Annotated in this window: 14 protein-coding genes; 5 read left to right on the plus strand and 9 right to left on the minus strand. The window is 62.9% G+C overall.

Annotated elements, in window-relative coordinates:
- Nucleotides 1-1,279 precede the first annotated feature (1,279 nt).
- The 5 genes from KF712_14920 to KF712_14940 form a co-directional block, all read right to left on the minus strand.
- Nucleotides 1,280-2,389, minus strand: coding sequence for a Gfo/Idh/MocA family oxidoreductase (locus KF712_14920; GenBank protein MBX3742282.1), 1,110 nt, complete (start codon nucleotides 2,387-2,389; stop codon nucleotides 1,280-1,282).
- A gap of 163 nt (nucleotides 2,390-2,552) precedes the next feature.
- Nucleotides 2,553-3,638: an efflux RND transporter periplasmic adaptor subunit gene (locus KF712_14925; GenBank protein ID MBX3742283.1), complete on the minus strand. Its 1,086-nt coding sequence runs from the start codon at nucleotides 3,636-3,638 to the stop codon at nucleotides 2,553-2,555.
- A complete protein-coding gene (locus tag KF712_14930; protein ID MBX3742284.1) occupies nucleotides 3,619-6,810 on the minus strand; it encodes an efflux RND transporter permease subunit in 3,192 nt (1,063 codons plus the stop codon). Before KF712_14930 ends, KF712_14925 begins: the two co-directional genes overlap by 20 nt.
- Before the next feature lie 208 nt (nucleotides 6,811-7,018).
- Nucleotides 7,019-8,797 carry a FecR domain-containing protein gene (locus tag KF712_14935; protein MBX3742285.1) on the minus strand — a complete coding sequence of 593 codons (1,779 nt, stop codon included), beginning with the start codon at nucleotides 8,795-8,797 and terminating at the stop codon, nucleotides 7,019-7,021.
- A 4-nt stretch (nucleotides 8,798-8,801) separates the two neighbouring features.
- Nucleotides 8,802-9,380, minus strand: coding sequence for a sigma-70 family RNA polymerase sigma factor (locus KF712_14940; GenBank protein ID MBX3742286.1), 579 nt, complete (start codon nucleotides 9,378-9,380; stop codon nucleotides 8,802-8,804).
- A 331-nt stretch (nucleotides 9,381-9,711) separates the two neighbouring features.
- Here KF712_14940 and KF712_14945 point away from each other — a divergent pair, with 331 nt between their 5' ends.
- Nucleotides 9,712-9,921: a hypothetical protein gene (locus KF712_14945; GenBank protein MBX3742287.1), complete on the plus strand. Its 210-nt coding sequence runs from the start codon at nucleotides 9,712-9,714 to the stop codon at nucleotides 9,919-9,921.
- A gap of 352 nt (nucleotides 9,922-10,273) precedes the next feature.
- On the opposite strand, the gene argS is transcribed toward KF712_14945, so the two are convergent.
- The gene (gene argS, locus KF712_14950) at nucleotides 10,274-12,022 is read right to left on the minus strand and encodes an arginine--tRNA ligase (protein MBX3742288.1); all 1,749 of its coding nucleotides are present in this window, start codon (nucleotides 12,020-12,022) and stop codon (nucleotides 10,274-10,276) included.
- A 47-nt stretch (nucleotides 12,023-12,069) separates the two neighbouring features.
- Nucleotides 12,070-12,552 (minus strand): PTS sugar transporter subunit IIA, encoded by a 483-nt coding sequence (locus KF712_14955; protein MBX3742289.1) that lies wholly within the window; start codon nucleotides 12,550-12,552, stop codon nucleotides 12,070-12,072.
- Between the two features lie 193 nt (nucleotides 12,553-12,745).
- Between KF712_14955 and grpE the strand changes: the two genes are divergently transcribed.
- The 3 genes from grpE to KF712_14970 are packed head-to-tail and all read left to right on the plus strand — an operon-like array spanning nucleotide 12,746 to nucleotide 15,208.
- Nucleotides 12,746-13,321 (plus strand): nucleotide exchange factor GrpE, encoded by a 576-nt coding sequence (grpE, locus tag KF712_14960; GenBank protein ID MBX3742290.1) that lies wholly within the window; start codon nucleotides 12,746-12,748, stop codon nucleotides 13,319-13,321.
- 5 nt (nucleotides 13,322-13,326) lie between these two features.
- Nucleotides 13,327-14,487 (plus strand): molecular chaperone DnaJ, encoded by a 1,161-nt coding sequence (gene dnaJ, locus KF712_14965; GenBank protein ID MBX3742291.1) that lies wholly within the window; start codon nucleotides 13,327-13,329, stop codon nucleotides 14,485-14,487.
- 4 nt (nucleotides 14,488-14,491) lie between these two features.
- The gene (locus tag KF712_14970; protein MBX3742292.1) at nucleotides 14,492-15,208 is read left to right on the plus strand and encodes a 16S rRNA (uracil(1498)-N(3))-methyltransferase; all 717 of its coding nucleotides are present in this window, start codon (nucleotides 14,492-14,494) and stop codon (nucleotides 15,206-15,208) included.
- 12 nt (nucleotides 15,209-15,220) lie between these two features.
- Here the strand turns inward: KF712_14970 and mazG are convergent, their stop codons facing one another.
- A complete protein-coding gene (gene mazG, locus KF712_14975; GenBank protein ID MBX3742293.1) occupies nucleotides 15,221-16,024 on the minus strand; it encodes a nucleoside triphosphate pyrophosphohydrolase in 804 nt (267 codons plus the stop codon).
- Between the two features lie 4 nt (nucleotides 16,025-16,028).
- Nucleotides 16,029-16,892, minus strand: coding sequence for a rhomboid family intramembrane serine protease (locus KF712_14980; protein MBX3742294.1), 864 nt, complete (start codon nucleotides 16,890-16,892; stop codon nucleotides 16,029-16,031).
- A gap of 337 nt (nucleotides 16,893-17,229) precedes the next feature.
- Here KF712_14980 and KF712_14985 point away from each other — a divergent pair, with 337 nt between their 5' ends.
- On the plus strand, nucleotides 17,230-19,071 hold the full coding sequence (locus KF712_14985; GenBank protein ID MBX3742295.1) for a phosphoenolpyruvate carboxykinase (GTP): 1,842 nt from the start codon (nucleotides 17,230-17,232) through the stop codon (nucleotides 19,069-19,071).
- The last annotated feature ends 9 nt before the right edge of the window (nucleotides 19,072-19,080 follow it).

Raw genomic sequence — 19,080 nt, forward strand, 5'->3', positions numbered from 1 at the left:
ACGAACAACCCGGCGTCCATCCCCGGCAGGTTGCGGTGGACGATGCTCATCGGCTCATGCAGTCCGGAGGTGAAACGCTTCCACTCCACGTTCTTCAGATCCCCCTTGAGACCGGAGATCAGCCACACATCACCGTCGAAGGTCACCGCCGCGGCGTCCCCGCGGTCATTGAGGAAAGCGATGTCGGCGAGACGGGGGTTCCGCTTCCACGGGTTTTCGAGCGGCAGCGGGATGTCATCGAAAACATAGAGATCCGGCTTCGCCGAAAGGGTTCCGTTCGTCGTGACCTTCTCCGTCCATGCGACCGGGCGGCCCGTGCCAGCCTTCGGCTTCAGGGCGAGGCCGGTGTCGAACGAAACCTGGACCTGCACCGCCTCCCTGGCGGCGGGGATGATGAGGTAGCGGACACCTTCATGCTCCTGTGCCACCAACTGCTTTCCGTCCGAAGAAATGATCTTCAGGGGAGCCGCCGAACCTTTCCCCGCCGTGGACAACGCAACGGCGAAGTCCTGCCCGTGCGGCGCCAGCTCGAACTTCCGGATGAGGACGCCCTTTCCGCCCTCCTCCGACAACCGTAGCGATTCCACCACCTTCGTGCCATGCACCTCATGGAGCAGCCGCGCGCTTTCGTGGGTGGGGAACTGGACGCCCCGCAAGCCTGCCTGGTCGTCAGCCAGCGGGCCTTTGCCCACCTCGTTTTTCGTCGGACCCGGTTCGCGGGGATCGGTGAAGACCAGCTTCCCGCCGGAGCCGCCGGCCACCTTCCAACCCTCATAAACCCCGTTGGCAAGGAACGGTCGGCCGATGGGCTTCGGCGCATCTTTCTGCCCCTTGTCCACTTTCTTCGTGGCGTGGATGTAGGAGATGGTGGACATCGACTCCTCGGTCACTGGCGGCTTGCCCGGCTCCGACTTCCATACCAGCGCGATCCGGAGAAGGTCGGTGTCATAGGCGGCCCACACGTCCTGCCCCAGATTCAGGATCAGCGCGCGCGGAACGAGGTTGTCCTTCGGGAACTCACCACCGGCACGCCGTGCATCGAGAACGGATGAGAAAAACGGGAAGTCCTTTTCGAGCCATGGCGCCCAGTCGCCCGGGGCGGAGAGATTTCCGGAAGTGATGTCCTCACCCGTCTGGGCAGAGGCCACGCCGGCCAATCCGAGACCGGAACAGATCAGGAACAAACCGAAACGGGAAAATCTGCGGGAGCCTTCGGGCATGTGGAACGTGTGGAAAATCGTGGAAGTGGGGCGGGACATCGGGTTGCGGAGGCGTCCGGTCATTGGTGGGCTTGCGGGGCGGGGTTCCCCCACTTGGTGTATCCCGCCGCGGAAAGCAGGATCTCCTGGACGAGCAGGTCGTGGTCGTAGCTGAACGGGTTCTCGATCTCCCCTCTCACGATGGCCCCGAATTCCTTCAGTTGGTCCACGTAGCGGTCTTTCCTGATCCCGAGATCCACGGTGTGGGTCCCCTTCGCGTAACCACCCGCCTTCTCCTTCAGCCGGAGCTTCAGGAGGAGGGGTGAACCGAAACGCTCGATGGGACTCAGTTCGATGGTGCCTTTGTTGCCGGAAATCTTGATCCGGCGGTTGTTCAGTCCTTCCACCTCGGAGTCGCTGACATGGATCGAGGCGAGCGTGTGGGGGTATTCCAGCACCGCCAGGCAGTTGTTGTTTCCCTTTCCGGCGGCTGCCTTGGTCGATCCCATGAAAGCGGTCACGTTCCCGGGACGACCGAGCATGGAGGTGATCCAGTCGATGTGGTGACAGCCCAGAAGGAACATCGTCCCCCCGGGGAAGTCGCTCAGGTAGCGGAGATACTCCGCATTGCCGTAGTCATGGCTCATGCTCGCCTGGATCTCATGGATGTCCCCCAGCCAGCCTTCGCGGACGGCTTTATGGATGAACTGGATCGCGGGATTGCTCCGCAGCATGTAGGCGATCTGGAAGGGCAGCTTCCGCTCCCTGCAGCCATCGAGGAGCTTCCCATACTCCTCCAGATTCTCCCCGCCCGGCTTGTCCATGCAGATGGCGAGACCCTTCTCCATGCACCGCCGGGCCGCGGGAACCAGATCCCGGTTGGCCGTCTCCACCATCACCGCCTGAAGGCCGGGAGTCTCCAGCAACTCCTCCTCCGTCATCCACTTGAGGCCGTTGTAGGTCTTGGAGCTTTTCCCACCGCGGGTGATCTCCTTCGAGTCCGTCCGCTCAGCCACCACTCCGACGATCTCGAACTCATCCGGCAGGCTTTTCAAAGACTTCATGCGCTCCGACGCATGGGCGTGGCCGACACCGAGCTGGCCGATCCTGATTTTCGGAGACTTTCCGCCTGTCCCTGCGGCACCGCGCGCCGTCAGAAAGCCTGACGCGGCGACTGCCCCGGCACTCATTGCCGAATTTCTGACGAAGTCCCGTCTGTTCATGGGTTATCTGAGTTTTTCCCGCATCCTGGAACGGATGCGGCCTATAGGGGGAGATGGCAGAAAATTCACTTTGGTTACCTGATTTGGAAAAATTTGATCTTTTTTCCCAAAACAGGGTTCCCCGCCTCTATCAGGAGCTGGATTTCTCCTGATTCATCACGGTGACCTCCACCGCATCGCCGTCCTGCAACAGGGCATTAGGGCTCAGGACAACCTCCTTGTCCGCGACCAGTCCGGAAAGGATCTCGGTCTTCGCCCCGAGCGTGCGGCCCGGCTTGACCGGGAGGAATTTCACCTTGCTCCCCTCAATGACCGCCAGATTCGCCACTCCTCCGCGGGTGAAGACCGCGTTGGACGGCACCATCAGAACCGGAGAAGAGGATGTCGTGGTGAATCTCGCCATTCCTGACAGTCCGGCGGGCAGGACAAAGTCACGGTTCGGCACCTGGAGTTCCACACGCATGGTCCCGGAGTCCGGCTCGATGACGCCGCTCGACCGGACGACTTTTCCCGGAAATGTCCTGCCGGGCAGGTCGGCGAAGGAAATTTCCGCCTCCGCGCCCGGCTTGAGTTGCAGCGCGGTTGCCGGGGGCGTGTGGAGCACCATCTTCAGGTCATCCAGCCGGGCGATCCGGAACAGCCATGCGTCCCCGGCGTTCGCGTCTCCCTTGATCTGGTCGCCCACATCGACTCGGCGGGCGGTGATGGTCCCCTCGAAAGGAGCGCGGATGATCAGAAAGCCCCTGAGTTCCTCCAGCCGGTTCAGCTCCGCCCGCGCGGAAAGGAGGTCGGCGGCGGCGGTCCTGGTTCCTGATCTGCGTTCATCCAGATCCTCTTTGGAAAAGGCATTGCTCCCGGCGAGGGTTTCCCCCCGCTCCAGCAGCAGGCCCGCCAGTTCCTTGCGGGCCTCGGTTTGCTCCACGCGGGCCTTCGCGGCATCGATCTCATGGGGGATCTCCGGCGCGGAGATGACCGCGAGGACGTCGCCTTCCTTCACACGGTCGCCGATGTCCACCTTCCGCTCGGAAAGGGTGCCGGTCGCGCGGGCATAGAGAACCGCCTCCTGCCCGGGGGCCGTACGCCCCGTCGCCTTGAGCGACTGCTCCGCGGGAGCCGCCTCCGGTTTCACCGTGCGGACTTTCACCACTTCCTCCGCATTCAGGGCGGAGGCGAACAATGCGGTGCAGAGAATGATGTTAGGAAAGCTCCGGTTCATGATCGTCGAGAAGGATGGGGGTGGATTCGTTGGCCGCCGGTGCCGTCGCCTTGACGCGGCCCTTCGCCCAGGCGAAGACGGCCGGCACGAGAAACAGGGAGGCCATGGTACCGAAAAGCAGCCCGCCGATGACCGCGCGGCCCAGGGGGGCGTTCTGCTCCCCGCCCTCGCCGGCACCGACCGCCATCGGCACCACGCCGAGGATCATCGCGGATGCCGTCATGATCACCGGCCTCAGACGGGTGGTGGCGGCCTCCAGTGCGGCGGAGACCCCATCGACCCCTTCCGCCAGCCGGTCGCGTGCGAAGGAGGTGACAAGGACGCTGTTGGCCGTGGAGACACCGACCACCATGATAACGCCCATCAGCGCGGGCACACTCAGCGGCGTCCCCGTCACCCACAGGCCGAACAGGGCGCCGGAGATGGCGACCGGCAGTCCGGAGATGGCGATGAAAGGCATGCTCCAGGACTGGAAATTCACCACCATGACCAGGAACACCAGCACCGCCGCCAGTCCGAGGCCGCCGATCAACTCGCTGTAGGCGGAGCGCATCAGGGCGGCCTGCCCGACCAGCTCGATGCGGTTGTTCGGTTTGAGCTCCGGACGCAGGCTGGCCATGATCGATTCCAGATCATCCGCGACGGCTCCGAGATCCCGTCCCTGGACATTCCCGACAACGGTGAAGGTCGGCAGCAACGTCGTCCGGGAAATGCTCGCGGAACTTTTCCGCTCCCCGATGCGGGCGAAGGCACCGAGCAGCACCGGCTCCCCGCCGCCGGAAGGTTTCACCGGAATGTCGAGGAGCTGAGGGGACGCCTCGACCGACTTCGGCGGAGCGAGAACCTGCACATCGTAGGAAGATCCCGTCACCGGATCCGCCCAGAAGCTGGTCGAAACACTGGCCCCGGAACCGAGGAACGAAAGGAGGCCGCTCACCGCGTCCTGCTGGGTGATCCCCAGTTGGGCGGCACGGACGCGGTCCACCTCCAGGTAGAACTCCGGCAGGTCCAGCACTTCACGGAACGCGACATCCACCGCTCCGGGGACCTTGGAAAAGCGCTCCACCAGTTGGTTCGCCAGCGCGAGGTTCCCCGGCACATCCCGGCCGATGAAGCGGACCTCGAATGTGGTGGCCGCGCCTGATGAAAGGGTCTGGCTCGTTGCATCCGCCGGGCGGAAGAACCCTTTCACATCAGGAAATTTCTCCGCCAGCATCGTGCGGACCTTTGCCATGTACTCCGCGGTCGGCTTATGGCCCGGCGCGAGCTGCACGAGGATCTCCCCGTCGAACGTGCCGATGGCGGTGCTGGGCACCCACGCCTGGTTGATCGAGGATGGCTGGCCGATGTTCTCCGCGACGAACAACAATTCCTCCTTCGGGATGATCCTGCGGATCTCACGGTGGACATCCGCGAAGCGCCGCCCCGTTTCCTCCAGCCGGGTGCCGGAGGGCATGCGGAGGAACAGGCTCATCAGCCCGGCATCCGTCACTGGAAAGAACTCCCTGCCGAGGAACTTCGCGGAGCCGCCGCCCACGCCGAGCACTGCGAGGACGAGCAAGATCACCACGATGCTCCTGCGGAGGAAGAAACGGAGAATGCCTGCCTGCGCACGGGCGACCTTGTCGAGGAGATGCTCGATCCCGTGGTGCAGCCGGCGGATGAACCCGGGAGGCTTTTTTTCCGCCTCAACCTCGGAAGGCATCATCATCGAGGCGAGTGTCGGCACCAAGGTACGGGAAAGCACGTAGCTGGCGATCATCGCGAAGATCACGGCGAGGGCCAGCGGTTTGAAAACATAGGCCGCGGTCCCGGAAAGCATGAAGATGGGCATGAAGACGATGCAGATGCCCGTGGTGGAGACGAACTCGGGGAAGGCGACTTCCCGCGCGCTGTCGAGAACCGCCTGCTGCACCGGTTTTCCCAGCGCGATCTGGCGTTTGGTGTTCTCGATCTCCACCAGCGCGTTGTCCACGAGGATGCCGATGGCCAGCGCCAGCCCGCCCAGCGTCATGAGGTTGAACGTCGCGCCGATGAGATACAGCCCGAGGACGGAACAGAGCAACGCCAGCGGAATGGAACAGAGGACGATGAGCGTGGAACGCCACGAACCGAGGAACAGGATGACGATCAGGGCAACCAGCGACCCGACGAGGACGATCTCATGAAGCACCGTGCCGACCGCCGCGTTGACAAAGACGGACTGGTCGAAGATCGGCTCGACGCTCAGCCCCGGTGGCGCCGCCGCCTGGATCTCCGGCATGCGGGCGAGGATGCCATTGACGATGTCCACGGTGGACGCCTTGCCGAGCTTCAGCACGGACACCATCACCGCGTTCTGGCCGTTGAGCCGGACGACGTTGGTGGAGATGGCCTCACCGTCACGGGCGTGCGCCACATCACGGAGGAAGATGACCCGGCCGTCGATTTCCCGGATGGGGAGGTCCAGGAACGCATCCACGGATTCCGGACTGGCGTTGATCGAAACGGGAAGCTCCCGGTCCCCTTCCCGCAGCATCCCGGATGGCAGGGTGAGGTTCTGGGTGCCGAGCGCACGGTTGATGTCCGCGGGCGAGAGGCCGAACGCGTTCAACGCCTCCGGGACCAGTTCGATCATCACCTGCCGCGCCGCGCCGCCATAGGGCAGCGACATGCGCACGCCGGGAATGCCCTGGATCTGCGCGCGCAGCGCAAGGCGCGCGTAGTCGTAGAGCTGCCCGTCGGTCTGCGTGTCCGATGAAACGATCAACTGGAGGATCGGCACGCTGGACGGACTGCTCTGGACGATCAGCGGCGGGGTGGTGCCCTGCGGCATGCGCCGGAGGATCGTCTGCGACACCGCGGTGACCTGCGTCATCGCCATCTCAATGTTGACGTAGGGTTGGAAAACCAGCTTCACCAGACCCACGCCGTTCGATGTCTCCGAACGGACCTCCAGGAGATCATCGACGTTGTTGATGGCGACGATCTCGGAAAAGGAGGTGACCTTCAGCGCCATTTCCTTCGCGTTGAGTCCGTTGTAGGTCCACACCAGGGTGATCTGTGGACTCTCCACCGTTGGCAGGATGTCGGTTGACATCCTCCTCACCGACATGATGCCGAAGAGCATGATCAGGATCGCGAAAACGCCGATCGTGTAGCGGTAACGGAGGGCAAAACGAACAATCCACATGGGCGATGGTCAGGGATATGGGGTCAGCGTTGGCCGAGCCGGGAGAATCTCCATGACATCCGTGGTCAGATCGGCTCGCAGGTGGTTCCCCCTGCGGCGTTTTGATCACGCTGTTGGTGCGGGAGAGGCCTACGGAATGGCACCGCATCCACGATGGTTACCCCCCATCGGCCAAATACGCGGATTTTCCCGGATTCGGAAGAAGGATTCAGTGTGGCGGCAAGCCGCCGATGAACACGGGATCGATCTGGAAACGGTCATCCATCATGTCCTGGAAGAACAATCCTTCCACCTTCTCACCCTGCGCATATCCCAGGTCGGACAGGTCGATCCCCACCGCGACGGCCCGATAAACCAGCTTCGTCGGCCGGGCGAGCAGCTTCATCGAGTTCAGATCCTCGAGGGAGTCCGCCACCTTGTTTTCGGAGAAATGGACATAGGGGGCGGTGACCCGCAACGCTTCGGAGCAATGCAGGTTGAGATCGTAGTTGCGGATCGTGCGGCTGCGCAGCCCTTCCCTGAACTTGAGCGGACTGACGTGGAAGGGATCCCCCTCCGGCGGATAAATCACCGGCTGGAGTTCAAAGAACACCACATCCGGGCCGGGTCCGTTGGTCACCGGCTGGTGGAAACGGATCGCCAGGCCGGGCGTCCCGTCCTCACCGGTGGCCGTGTTCCTGAACATGACCGGATCCGCCGTGAGCGGGGTGGCGGAACCTCCGGGATTGATCACGCCGGTGAGCAGCGACCGGTCCGCCAGGAGAGCCGCGGGCGAAACATTGCCATCCGGCGTCGTCAACAGGTAGTCATAGCGTGTCGCGCACGCCGGATCATTCGGATCCGCCGCGGCAGGGCTGGCGATCTTCGGCCCCGTCATCATGTAGCCGGAGGAAAGTTCGTCCGCCGCCTTGAACCAGATCACATCCGCCCCGATCAGTTGGTCCACCGGATAAATGATCGCCTCGCCCCCACGCTGCACGGTCACTTCCGTCAGATTCTCCGCATACCCGTCGTCCGCCGATGACGCCCGGTAGGAAATGATCCGGTCAGGAAGTTGCTTCCGGTACTTGCTGGCGTCGAAGGTCGCGGCCGTGGTCACCGGATGGAGGGAATCCCGGAGAAGCAGCGCCTGCTTTTCCTTCAAGCGGATCTCGTTGGCTGGCGATGTCTCCGGTTTTCCATCAACGGCCGGATAGACATCCGCGATGCCTTCGACCACGTGGATCTCCGTTTCATTCGAGTCATTCACTTTCAGTGAGAACCGCGTGCCCCTGTCAACGACCGTTGATCCGGGGGTGTCGATGCGGAACCCCTCGGCCCCCGGAGGCGCATGCACGGAGCAGGTGCCGGTATCCATCACCAGCACATCATTCTCCTTCACCCGGAACACAGCCGGGGCCTCCAGGATCGCTTCCGCACCATTGGGGAACTTCAGCTCCATCATCCCGGCGATGAGCGTGTATTCCTTGTCATAGGGAATCGCCGAATGGAGCTGCGGCGACAACTCGCCGAAGAACCTCGCATGGGCCAGGCGGACCACGCGGACATCGGGCACCGCGGCACCGGCCATCCGCGCCGGTTCACGCGAGGCGTTTTTCCACAGCAGCACCGCCGCCAGCGTCACGCACGCTGCGGCCAATCCCGTCACGACGAGACGCAGCCCGCGGGATCCCCGCGGCTTCATCCCATGGCTCGTGCGTTCCAGGGAAACCAGCTCCCGCTGCTTGCGCAGCACCTCACTGGTGAAGGAAACGCCGTCCTTCGGCAGGCGCTCCCGCAGGGCCTTCACGAACCGCTCGCTGCCCTCGTCGCTTTCCTTGTACAGGTAGCCCAACAGCCGGTGGGTCTGGTAAAGTGGCGCCACCTGTGCGGCCAGCCCCTCGTTTCCCGCCAGCAACTCACGGAGTTCAGCCACACCCTGCTCATCCAGATCCCCTTCGAGGTAATCCGTCCACAGGCGTTCGAACCGTTGTTGCTCGCTTTCCATGATATCAGGTGATGGTTCCTTCCATGCGCTGCTCCAGGCACTGCTGGAGCTTCCGGCGCAATTTCCAAAGCTGTTTCTTGACCGCAGGCACGGAGCGCTCGCTCAGCCTCGCCATCTCCTCAAGGGATATTTCGTCATAATACCGCCATTTCAGGAGGCACGCCAGATCCTGGCTGAGGGAGGCCATGCACTTCTTCAGATGCCCCACCTGGGTCATCAGATGCTCAGGCTCCACCTCCGCCTCGCCGTGGAGCTTCTGCAGCAGATCCGGCGCGTACCGTGAGTGATAGTCCGCGATCCGGCGCAGACGCGTCGTCTCCGTCTTCAACTGCCAGCGCGCGATGCTGAAAAGCCAAGCACCGAAATTGGTTCCCTCCTCGAATTCATGAATCCGGGTGTAGGCGGCAATGAAGCTCTTTTGCGCGATCTCATCCGCGTCCACCCCGGGCGGCGACAGCGTGGCCAGCCACGCACGCAAAGGACGCTCGAAGCGGTATACGACCACTTCGAAGGCATCGGCATCACCCTGCTTGATGCGCCTGATGCACCCGTCGTCCGGATCTTCTGAAAGATACTCCTTCACGTCTGTCCGTACCGTTATGGCACGATCCGGTTCCAGGTTACCCTCAAACTCATTTTCCAAGCCTGCTTCCGCTGAAATATTCATAATTAACTGTTTATCAATAATTAAAACGCAAACAGCATGATACGGGACCTCCTTTCTGTTTTTGTCATTTCTCCGGATCCGCGGAGAACGTCAGATCATCCACAAGAAAGCTCCTGCAGCTCCGCCTTAGCCATGTGCATGTGGCCAAAGATCGGATCCGGGGGTTAGCGAGCAGCCACCTGGCTGAAGCAGCGTTGATGTTCGCCAAAAGATTGAAAAGCACCACGGGCATAGTAGACTCCTGCTCATGGCAACGCTTTTCGAAGTTCAGAAAGCTGCGGACGAACTGAACAGCGAGGACCGCGCTGGACTAGTCGCCCACCTCCTTTCTTCTTTCTCCTCGGCTCCGTTGGGACCGGACGATGACGAGGTTGATCGCCGGGAGACCGAGTTGGATTCAGGTCAGATTACGGCCCTGAGCCATGCAGAATTTTTATCGGCAGTTGGCCGTCAATGAGATCCCTCTCCTATCATCCGCGTGTTCCGTCGGAGGTCGGGGAGATACTCGCCTATTACGAGGGAATATCCCAGATACTCACCGACGATTTCTGGGCCGAACTCACACAGGCCCTGGAATACGCCCGCGAATATCCAACCCGCCACCATTTTGATCCCAGCGGCCGCCGACGTGGCAATTTGAGCCGCTTCCCGTATCATTTCCTATTTCGGGTATTTCCGACAACCGTCAGAATCACCGCGGTAAGGCACAACGGCCGAAATCCAACCCACGGAAGTCGCCGCCAATAACAACAAAGCGAATCCTTTCCACGTGAGAAAAGGATTCGCCCGTCCAAAGTCCGCGCTCCATTTCACATCCTCTCCGGAACCCGGATGCCGAGCAGGCCGAGGCCCTGTTTCAGCACGCGGGAGGTGAGTTCGCAGAGCGAGAGGCGGCTGTCGCGCACCGCTGTCTCCGCCTTCAGCACCGGGCAGGCTTCGAAGAAGGAGTGGAAGGCACGCGCCACCTCCAGCAGGTAGTTCGCCAGCAGGTTCGGGCGGAAATCATCCAGAATGGTCGGCACGACCTCCCCGAAGCGGACCAGCAGGCGGGCGAGGTGGATTTCCTGTTCCTCCGCCAGCGAAACGGGGGCGAGATCCTTGGGAGCCTCATCGCCCAGCTTCCGCCAGATGGAGCGGCTGCGGACGTAGGCGTTCTGGAGGTAGGGCGCGGTGTCCCCCTGGAGGGCCAGCATTTTCTCCAGGTCGAACACGTAGTCGGAACTGCGGTGGTGGGCCAGTTCGGTGAACTTCACCGCGCTGATGCCGATGAGTTCGGCCAGATCCTTCCGTTCTTCGTCCGTTTCCACGCGGGATCGCTCCGCGACCGCCACACCGGCGGCGGCCACCGCTTCATCGAGGAGGTCCGCCAGTTGGGGGAGGTCCCCCGAACGGGTTTTCAGGGGCTTGCCGTCCTTGCCGAGGATCGTGCCGAAGGAAATGTGGCGCAGGTCCATGCCATCGAGATCGAGGCGCGCGGCGACATCGAAAAGCTGCTGGAAATGCAAGGACTGGCGGTGGTCCACCACATACCAGACGGAGTCTGCCTTCCACTGGGAACGGCGGTATTCCAGCGTGGCGAGGTCGGTCGTGGCGTAGTTGAAGCCGCCGTCGCTCTTGCGGACGATCATCGGGAAATCCCCCCAGCCGCTCTCGTTCCGCACTTTGAATGGGTCCGCTTCCGGCTTCTTCGTTTCGTCGGAGAACACACAGACGGCTCCCTCGCTCATGCGGGCGATGCCGTTGCCGAGCAGTTCATCCACCAAGCCCGCCAGACGGTCGTTGTAGAAGCTCTCACCCAGCCAGTGGTCGAAGCTGACGTCGAGGCGGCCATAGATCTTCTGCAGGCCCGCCTTGGAAAGGTCGATGCAGCGCTGCCAGATGCCGAGGTTCTCCGGATCCCCGGCCTGGAGCTTCACCAGCTCCGCCTTGCACAGCTCGCGGATCTCCGGATCCTCCTTGCCGGCGTTGTTCACCTCGCGGTAGAGCCGCACCAGCTCGGTGATGGGGTCCGCCTCAAGCGCTTCCGCATTCAGGTGGTTCTTCCATCCGAAGAGGATCATCCCGAACTGGGTCCCCCAGTCGCCGATGTGGTTGTCCGAGATGACGTTGTAGCCCAGCGAGCGGGCAACGCGGCAGAGCGTGTCACCGATGATGGTCGAGCGGATGTGGCCAACGTGCATGGGTTTCGCCACGTTCGGCGCGGAGAAATCCACCACCACGGTCTTTCCTTCCCCGATCTGCGGCACACCGAGACGGGCGTCACCCAGGAGTTCCGTGGAGAGAAGGGCGTAGGCTTCCGGGAAAATCCGGAAATTCAGGAAACCCGGCCCGGCGATTTCCGCCGCGGCGATCCCGGCGAGGTCGATCCTGTCGATGATTTCCTGTGCCAGCGCGCGGGGGTTCTTGCCATGCCTTTTTGCCAGCACCATCGCCGCATTCGACTGGTAGTCACCAAAGCGGAGATCCGCCGCAGGGGTCACCGCGGCGGGAGTAGGCTCGCCCAGAACGGATTCGAGGGCGAGGGCAAGACGGGATTCGAGAAGCTGGAGGAGCGTCATGGCTTGCGGGGATGTTCCGCACAAACGACGCGGAGGGGAAGCCGAAGTTAAGGATTCGGTGAACCGGTGCGGGATGGCCGGGAATCGAGGATCGCCAGCATGTCCTCCTCGCTGTCCGCCTCCACGAGCTGGCGGCGGACTTCCGCGTTGGTGAACATCTTCGCGATCGCCGCCAAGGTCCGCAGATGGAGGTGGTAGTCCTTCCGCGGGACAATGAAGAGGATGATGAGCTGGACGGGCTTTTCATCCAGCGCCTGGTAGTCGATGCCCTCCCTGGACCGGCCGAAAATGGCGACCACCTCATCCAGTTCATCGGAAAACGCGTGGGGGATCGCCACACCACCGCCGATGCCGGTGCTGACCTGTTCCTCGCGGGCCTTCAGGGAGGCCAGGACGCCCTCGGCCTGTTCTTCCGGTAGCTTCCCACAGGCCACAAGCCTACCCACCAGTTCCACGATGGAAGCCCAGTGTTCGCCCGCCTTCACATCCAGAAGGATTTGATCGGGACTTAACAACTGGGCCAACTTCATGGTGAAATTTCCCGCAATGACAGCGTAACGGGATGGCGGAGTTACCGTTGTGATCCGGGGTTGGCAAGAGGATTTCCCCCGGACGGGGGATGGCGTCCCGGCCCCTCCTCCCCTCCTTTCTCCTTTCACGAGGGGGGATTCCGGCCTCTCCCCGGGGTTGACGGGGAGAGATCCGGGGCTACACCTATCCGCCATGCAAGCCGACGCTGACCGCAACAATCCCCAGGACCCCTCCGACCTTCCCGTGGATGAAACCTTGTCCCCGGAAGACACGGCGACCGAAAACACCTCCACCGAAGGTGAGCTCGACCCTTGGGAGCAACTGGAAGCGGAAGCCGCGAAGTGGAAGGACGTCTCCCTCCGCACGGCGGCGGAAATGGACAATCTCAGGAAGCGCACGGCCCGGGAGCGCGAAGAAGCGGTCCGCTACGCCAACCAGCGTCTGCTGGAGGACCTGCTGCCGGTGATCGACAATTTCGAGATGGGCATGCAGGCAGCCTCCCAGGACCAGTCGTCCATGATCTACATCGGCATGGACATGGTCCGCCGCCAGCTCAACGACTTCCTTTCCAACCAAGGTGCCCAGGAGATCCCGACCACCGGGAAATTCGACCCGAACCTCCATGATGCGGTGGCCCAGGAAGATTGCGCCGCCGGTGAGGAAGGCCGGATCCTCCGCGTGACCCGCCGCGGCTTCAAACTCCGCGACCGCCTGCTGCGCCCTGCCAGCGTGGTGGTTTCCAAACTCCCCTCCTCCCCCGAAGCCTGATCCCCATGGCGGACAAACGCGACTACTACGAAATCCTGGGCGTCGCCCGCGACGCCTCCCAGGATGAGATCAAGAAGGCCTACCGCAAGCTGGCGGTGAAACTCCACCCGGACAAAAACCCGGGGGACGCCACGGCGGAAGAACGCTTCAAGGAACTGGGTGAGGCCTATGAGGCCCTGAGCGACGCCGACAAGCGGGCCGCCTACGACCGCTATGGCCACGCCGCATTTTCCGGCGGTATGGGTGGCGGTCGTTCCGGTGGTGGCGGCGGCTTCCACGACCCGATGGACATCTTCTCCCAGGTGTTCGGCGGCGCGTTCGGTGGCGGCTTCGAGGAATTCTTCGGTGGCGGCGGCGGTTCGTCGCGCAGGAAAAGCTCCGGCAAGCAACGCGGCAGCGACCTGCGCTACGATCTGGAGATCTCTCTCGAAGAGGCCGCGAATGGCGTCGAGAAGGAACTGGAGATCGAACGCTACGTCCCGTGCGACACCTGCAGCTCGAAAGGAACCAAGGGTTCCGGCGGGGTGAAGGTCTGCCAGACCTGCGGTGGCCGCGGCGTGGTCGCCCGTCAGGCGGGTATCTTCATCCAGCAATCAACCTGCCCGGAATGCCGGGGGGCCGGTGAGACGATTTCCGATCCCTGCTCCTCCTGCAAAGGCGAAGGCCGCGTCCAGCGGGACAGCCGCATCAAGCTGCGCATCCCCGCTGGTGTCGATACCGGCACACGCCTGCGTTCCTCCGGAAATGGCGACGCCGGTGTCCGCGGTGGAGAGGCCGGCGACCTTTATGTTTTCCTCCACGTCCGCGACCACGATCTCTTCGAGCGTGACGGGGATGACCTGTTCTGCGAGGTGCCTCTGCCATTCAGCATCGCGGCGCTGGGCGGTGAGCTGAAGGTGCCCACCCTGGACGGCCAATCCTCGATCAAGATCCCCGTCGGCACGCAGGGAGGCACGGTCTTCCGCCTGCGCGGCAAGGGTATCTCCGCACTTTCCGGCGGTGGCCGGAAGGGCGACCTGAACGTCCGCGTGCAGGTGGAGGTTCCCACGAAGCTCAACAGCTCCCAGCAGGAGAAGCTGCGGCTTTTCTCCGAATCCATCGGCGAACAGAACTCCCCGATGCAGGAGTCCTTCTTCCAGAAGGCGAAACGCTTCTTCGACCGCTGAACCGATGGCCCGCTTCTTTCTCCCGCCGGACGCGTGGGGCGGCAGCCCCGCCCTCACGGGGGACGAAGCGCGCCACCTCTCCCAGGTGCTGCGCGGAAAGGCGGGTGAACGGATCACCGTCTTCGACGGACGCGGCCGCCGGGCCGCGGCCACGGTGCTGGGCGTCTCGAAAGACCGCGTCCCGCTGGAGCTGGGGGAGCCGGTGGTTTCCCCGAACAGCGGAGCCTCCATCATCCTCGCCCAAGCGATCCCGAAGGGAAAGAACATGGACTTCATCGTCCAGAAAGCCGTCGAACTGGGGGTCACCGCCATCCAGCCGCTGGTGACCGGCAACACCGTCGTCCAGCCGGGCGACGGGAAGTCCGAGAAATGGCGACGCGTGGCGCTGGAGGCCTGCAAGCAATGCGGGCAGGACACCCTTCCCGAAATCGCCGAACCGCTGCCGTTCGACCGGTGGATTGCCCCACCATCCGGCGACGGGGATCTGAGGATCATCGCATCACTGGCGACGGGGAGCCAACCGCTGAAGGACATCCTCCGTGGAAATGAAACACCCCGCTCCGTGACCTACCTGGTGGGGCCGGAGGGTGATTTCACCCCGCAGGAAACCCGGACCGCCATGGACCATGGATTTCTCCCCGCCAGCCTCGGCGGAATCGTCCTGCGGGTGGAGACCGCCACCCTGTGCGGGCTGGCGGTGCTGCGGTATGAGTTCCCGTGAACTCCTGAAACTTCAGCGGCGCTTCGCTTCCTCCCAGGCCTCCACCATCTCGTCGGCGGAGGCCGCTTCGAGTGAGATGCCCTTTGCCTTCAGCAGCTTTTCCATTTCGCCGAATCGGGTCTCGAACTTGGCGTTCGCGGTGGCCATGAGCATTTCCGGATCGGTCTTCCTGAAGCGGGCGAGATTCACCACGGCGAACAGCAGATCCCCCATTTCCTCGGATACGGCTTCCAGATCCTGCGCATCCAGCGCGGACTGGAGTTCCAGCAGCTCCTCACGGATCTTCGCGATGACTCCTGTCTCCACCGGCCAGTCGAAACCGATCTTGGCGGCCTTTTTCTGGAGCTTCGCGGCGCGCAGCAGGCCGGGCAGGCCTTTTCCCACGCCGTGGAGGTAGGGCTGCTCCTCGTCGCCTTTCTCCGCGCGTTTGATCTCGTCCCACTGCTTCAGCACTCCGTCGCTGTCCGCGACCTGCGAAGAGGCGAAAACGTGGGGATGGCGGCGCACCAGCTTTTCGCTGATGCCGCGGGCCACATCATCCAGCGTGAACCTGCCGGCCTCCTCCGCGATCTCGCTGTGGAAGATCACCTGGAGCAGCAGATCCCCCAGCTCCTCCTTGAGATGGTCGTGATCCTTCCGCTGGATCGCATCGATGGTTTCGTAGCTTTCCTCGATGATGTGGGGAATGAGGGACTCATGGGTCTGCTCCGCATCCCACGGGCAGCCGCCCGGCGCGCGCAGGCGGTGCATGATGGCTCTCAGCCGCTCCAACTGCCGCCCGCCCCCGGGGCATTCGATCATTTCTTCATCCGTCATGTTCTCAGTGGTCGGAATTCGTGCCACGCTGGAGGCGTTCGTGTTCGGCATGGAGCTTCGCGCGCTCCTCATCGGTCAGGCTGGCGAAGCCGTCGCTGGAAACCTTGTCCAGGATCCGGTCGATCTCCGTATCACCACGCAGGTTGATGTGGCTGCGGGGGCGGAGCTTCGGCTCACCCTCGCGGCGGAATGCCTCCGGCCGCATGCCGCGCTGCGGAGATCCGCCGATCCAGCCGAGAAGCCGGGGAAATTTGATCAGAAGGAAGCCGACGATCGCGCCACCCAGATGCCCCGCATCCCCCCCTTCGTTTCCGAAAATGGGAACGACGATCGAAAACACCGCGATGCCGAGGATCACCAGCGCGAACGTCCTCATCGAAAGCTCGATGGGCGGGAGCAGCAGTGCGATGCGCGCGTTCGGCGCGATCACCGCCGTGCCAATGAGAATGCCGAAGATGCCTGCGGAGGCCCCGACGATGCCGCCTCCCAAATCGATGATCCCCATCAACCCGAGCAGCGAGTAAAGAAGCGCCCCACCGATCCCCGAGATCAGATAAAAGGCGAGATACTTCCACGTTCCCCACCAGCGTTCCATGATGGGACCGAAGAAATAGAGGGCGATGGAATTGAACAGGATGTGCCCCACACTTCCGTGGAGAAACTGGAAGGTGATGAACTCCCATATGAAGCCTCCGAAGATCGCGGTCCGCACCGCGAAGGTTCCGTAATAGCCGATAAGATTCCCCGACATCACATCCGCCAGGAAGACAACCACGTTGATGATCAGCAGCCATTTCGTCACCGGTGTGATGGAAGGAGGCCCCATCCCACGTCCGTCCTGTCGATATTCCCTTTCAGCCGTTGCCATCGCTGCCTCCGGTTAGCACGGCTTGCCGCCCACCGCAAGGACGGTGGAAATTTCCACGTCCGATGAAAAAATTCCGGCCGTGGCGGCGTTATGGATGATGTGCGCCGCGCGCGCCCTCGGGGCGGCCATCGCTCCGTGCCCAAGCAGGCGCGGAGCGATGGCGGCCCGAATCATTTTCACGGCTTCACGCTGGGAGCGCTGGTCTCCAGACCGGCGAATTTGCCGGCATGAAACATCTCTCCACGTAACCTACGACCACGGAGTATTTTCCCAAATACCGCCCGTTTCTTTGCATCAGGTTGCGTTACGGCACGCCTTGCGCTTTAAGTGACAGGGCATGACCGATACGTTCCGCACCTCCCACGCCGCGCTCCAGAAATGGGTCGATAAGATGACCGCGCTCTGCAAACCGGACTCCGTCCAGTGGTGCGATGGCTCCCGCGCCGAGTGGGACCGCCTGACCGAGCTGCTGGTGGCGGGCGGAACCTTCACCCGGCTGAATCCGGAAAAGCGCCCCAACAGTTTCCTCGCCCGCTCCTCCCCTTCCGATGTCGCGCGGGTGGAGGACCGCACGTTCATCTGCACCCGCCGCCCGGAAGAGGCCGGCCCGACCAACAACTGGGCGGACCCAATGGAGATGCGGGAGAAGCTGCAGCGGAAATTCGACGGCTGCATGAAGGGCCGCACGATGTACATCATCCCGTTCTGCATGGGGCCGATCGACTCCCCGCTGGCCAAGGTGGGCGTCCAGGTGACGGACAGCGCCTACGCCGTGGTGAACATGCACATCATGTGCAAGACCGGCTCCGACGTGCTGAAGCGGCTGGAGGACGAGTGGTCCGGAACCGCGCCGAAGAAGCGGGACGGCCACAAATTCTTCATCCCCTGCCTGCACTCGGTCGGTGCGCCGCTGGAACCCGGCCAGGCGGATGTTCCATGGCCGTGCAATGAGGACAAATATATCGTCCACTTCGTGGAAACACGGGAGATCATGTCGTATGGGTCCGGCTACGGCGGGAACGCGTTGCTGGGCAAGAAGTGCCTGGCGCTGCGCATCGCCTCGAACATCGCCCGCGAGCACCGGTGGATGGCGGAGCACATGCTCATCGTCGGCATCCAGGCACCGGACGGCACGAAGACCTACGTCTCCGCCGCTTTCCCCTCCTCCTGCGGCAAGACGAACCTCGCCATGATCGTCCCGCCGGAGAAATACCAGGCGGAGGGCTGGAAAACCTCCCTCATCGGGGATGACATCGCGTGGCTGTGGCCGCACGAAGATGGGAAGCTCCACGCGATCAATCCGGAAACCGGCTTCTTCGGCGTGGCACCGGGCACGTCCTACGACACGAACCCCATCGCGATGGAGTCGATCAAGGAGAACGTGATCTTCACCAACGTGGCGCTCACCGATGACGGGGACATCTGGTGGGAAGGCATGACGAAGGAAAAGCCCGACCACCTCATCGACTGGCAGGGCAATGACTGGACGCCGGACAGCGGTCGTCCCGCCGCCCATGCGAACTCCCGCTTCACCGCACCCGCGGTCCAATGCCCGACCATCGATCCGGAGTGGCAGAATCCGGAGGGAGTGCCCATCGACGGCATCATCTTCGGAGGCCGCCGCGCCACCACCATGCCGCTGGTTTTCCAAGCCTACAACTGGTCCCACGGCGTGTATCTGGGGGCGACCATGGGCTCGGAAATGACCGCCGCCGCCGCCGGCACCATCGGCAAGGTGCGCCGCGACCCGATGGCCATGCTGCCTTTCGCCGGCTACAACATGGGGGAATACTTCGGCCACTGGCTGGAGATGCGCCGCCACCTCACCCACCTGCCGCGCTTCTTCCATGTGAACTGGTTCCGCAAGTCCGCGGACGGGAAGTTCCTCTGGCCGGGCTTCGGCGAGAACATGCGGGTGCTGGAGTGGATCATCAACCGCTGCCAGGGCGCCGCCGCGGGGCATGAGACGCAGATCGGCTGGACTCCGGCGTTCGAAGATTTCAACGTGGAGGGACTGGACAACTTCACCCTGGAGGACTTCGACAAGGTGATGTGCTTCGACCGGGCGGAGTGGAAGGCGGAACTCATAAGCCAGGCGGAGCTGTTCATCGACCTCTACGACCACCTGCCGAAGGAGCTGGTGTTCCAGCGGGAACTGCTGGCGGCGAGGCTTTCCTGAAGCCCCGCC

The organism is Akkermansiaceae bacterium (genome assembly GCA_019634595.1).
Lineage (GTDB): Bacteria > Verrucomicrobiota > Verrucomicrobiia > Verrucomicrobiales > Akkermansiaceae > Luteolibacter.

Bases quoted from the DNA above. Each gene is read 5' to 3' on its own strand.
- KF712_14920 (MBX3742282.1), bottom strand. From the start codon at position 2,389: ATGAGTGCCGGGGCAGTCGCCGCGTCAGGCTTTCTGACGGCGCGCGGT.
- KF712_14925 (MBX3742283.1), bottom strand. From the start codon at position 3,638: ATGAACCGGAGCTTTCCTAACATCATTCTCTGCACCGCATTGTTCGCC.
- KF712_14930 (MBX3742284.1), bottom strand. From the start codon at position 6,810: ATGTGGATTGTTCGTTTTGCCCTCCGTTACCGCTACACGATCGGCGTT.
- KF712_14935 (MBX3742285.1), bottom strand. From the start codon at position 8,797: ATGGAAAGCGAGCAACAACGGTTCGAACGCCTGTGGACGGATTACCTC.
- KF712_14945 (MBX3742287.1), top strand. From the start codon at position 9,712: ATGGCAACGCTTTTCGAAGTTCAGAAAGCTGCGGACGAACTGAACAGC.
- argS (MBX3742288.1), bottom strand. From the start codon at position 12,022: ATGACGCTCCTCCAGCTTCTCGAATCCCGTCTTGCCCTCGCCCTCGAA.
- KF712_14955 (MBX3742289.1), bottom strand. From the start codon at position 12,552: ATGAAGTTGGCCCAGTTGTTAAGTCCCGATCAAATCCTTCTGGATGTG.
- grpE (MBX3742290.1), top strand. From the start codon at position 12,746: ATGCAAGCCGACGCTGACCGCAACAATCCCCAGGACCCCTCCGACCTT.
- dnaJ (MBX3742291.1), top strand. From the start codon at position 13,327: ATGGCGGACAAACGCGACTACTACGAAATCCTGGGCGTCGCCCGCGAC.
- KF712_14970 (MBX3742292.1), top strand. From the start codon at position 14,492: ATGGCCCGCTTCTTTCTCCCGCCGGACGCGTGGGGCGGCAGCCCCGCC.
- mazG (MBX3742293.1), bottom strand. From the start codon at position 16,024: ATGACGGATGAAGAAATGATCGAATGCCCCGGGGGCGGGCGGCAGTTG.
- KF712_14980 (MBX3742294.1), bottom strand. From the start codon at position 16,892: ATGGCAACGGCTGAAAGGGAATATCGACAGGACGGACGTGGGATGGGG.
- KF712_14985 (MBX3742295.1), top strand. From the start codon at position 17,230: ATGACCGATACGTTCCGCACCTCCCACGCCGCGCTCCAGAAATGGGTC.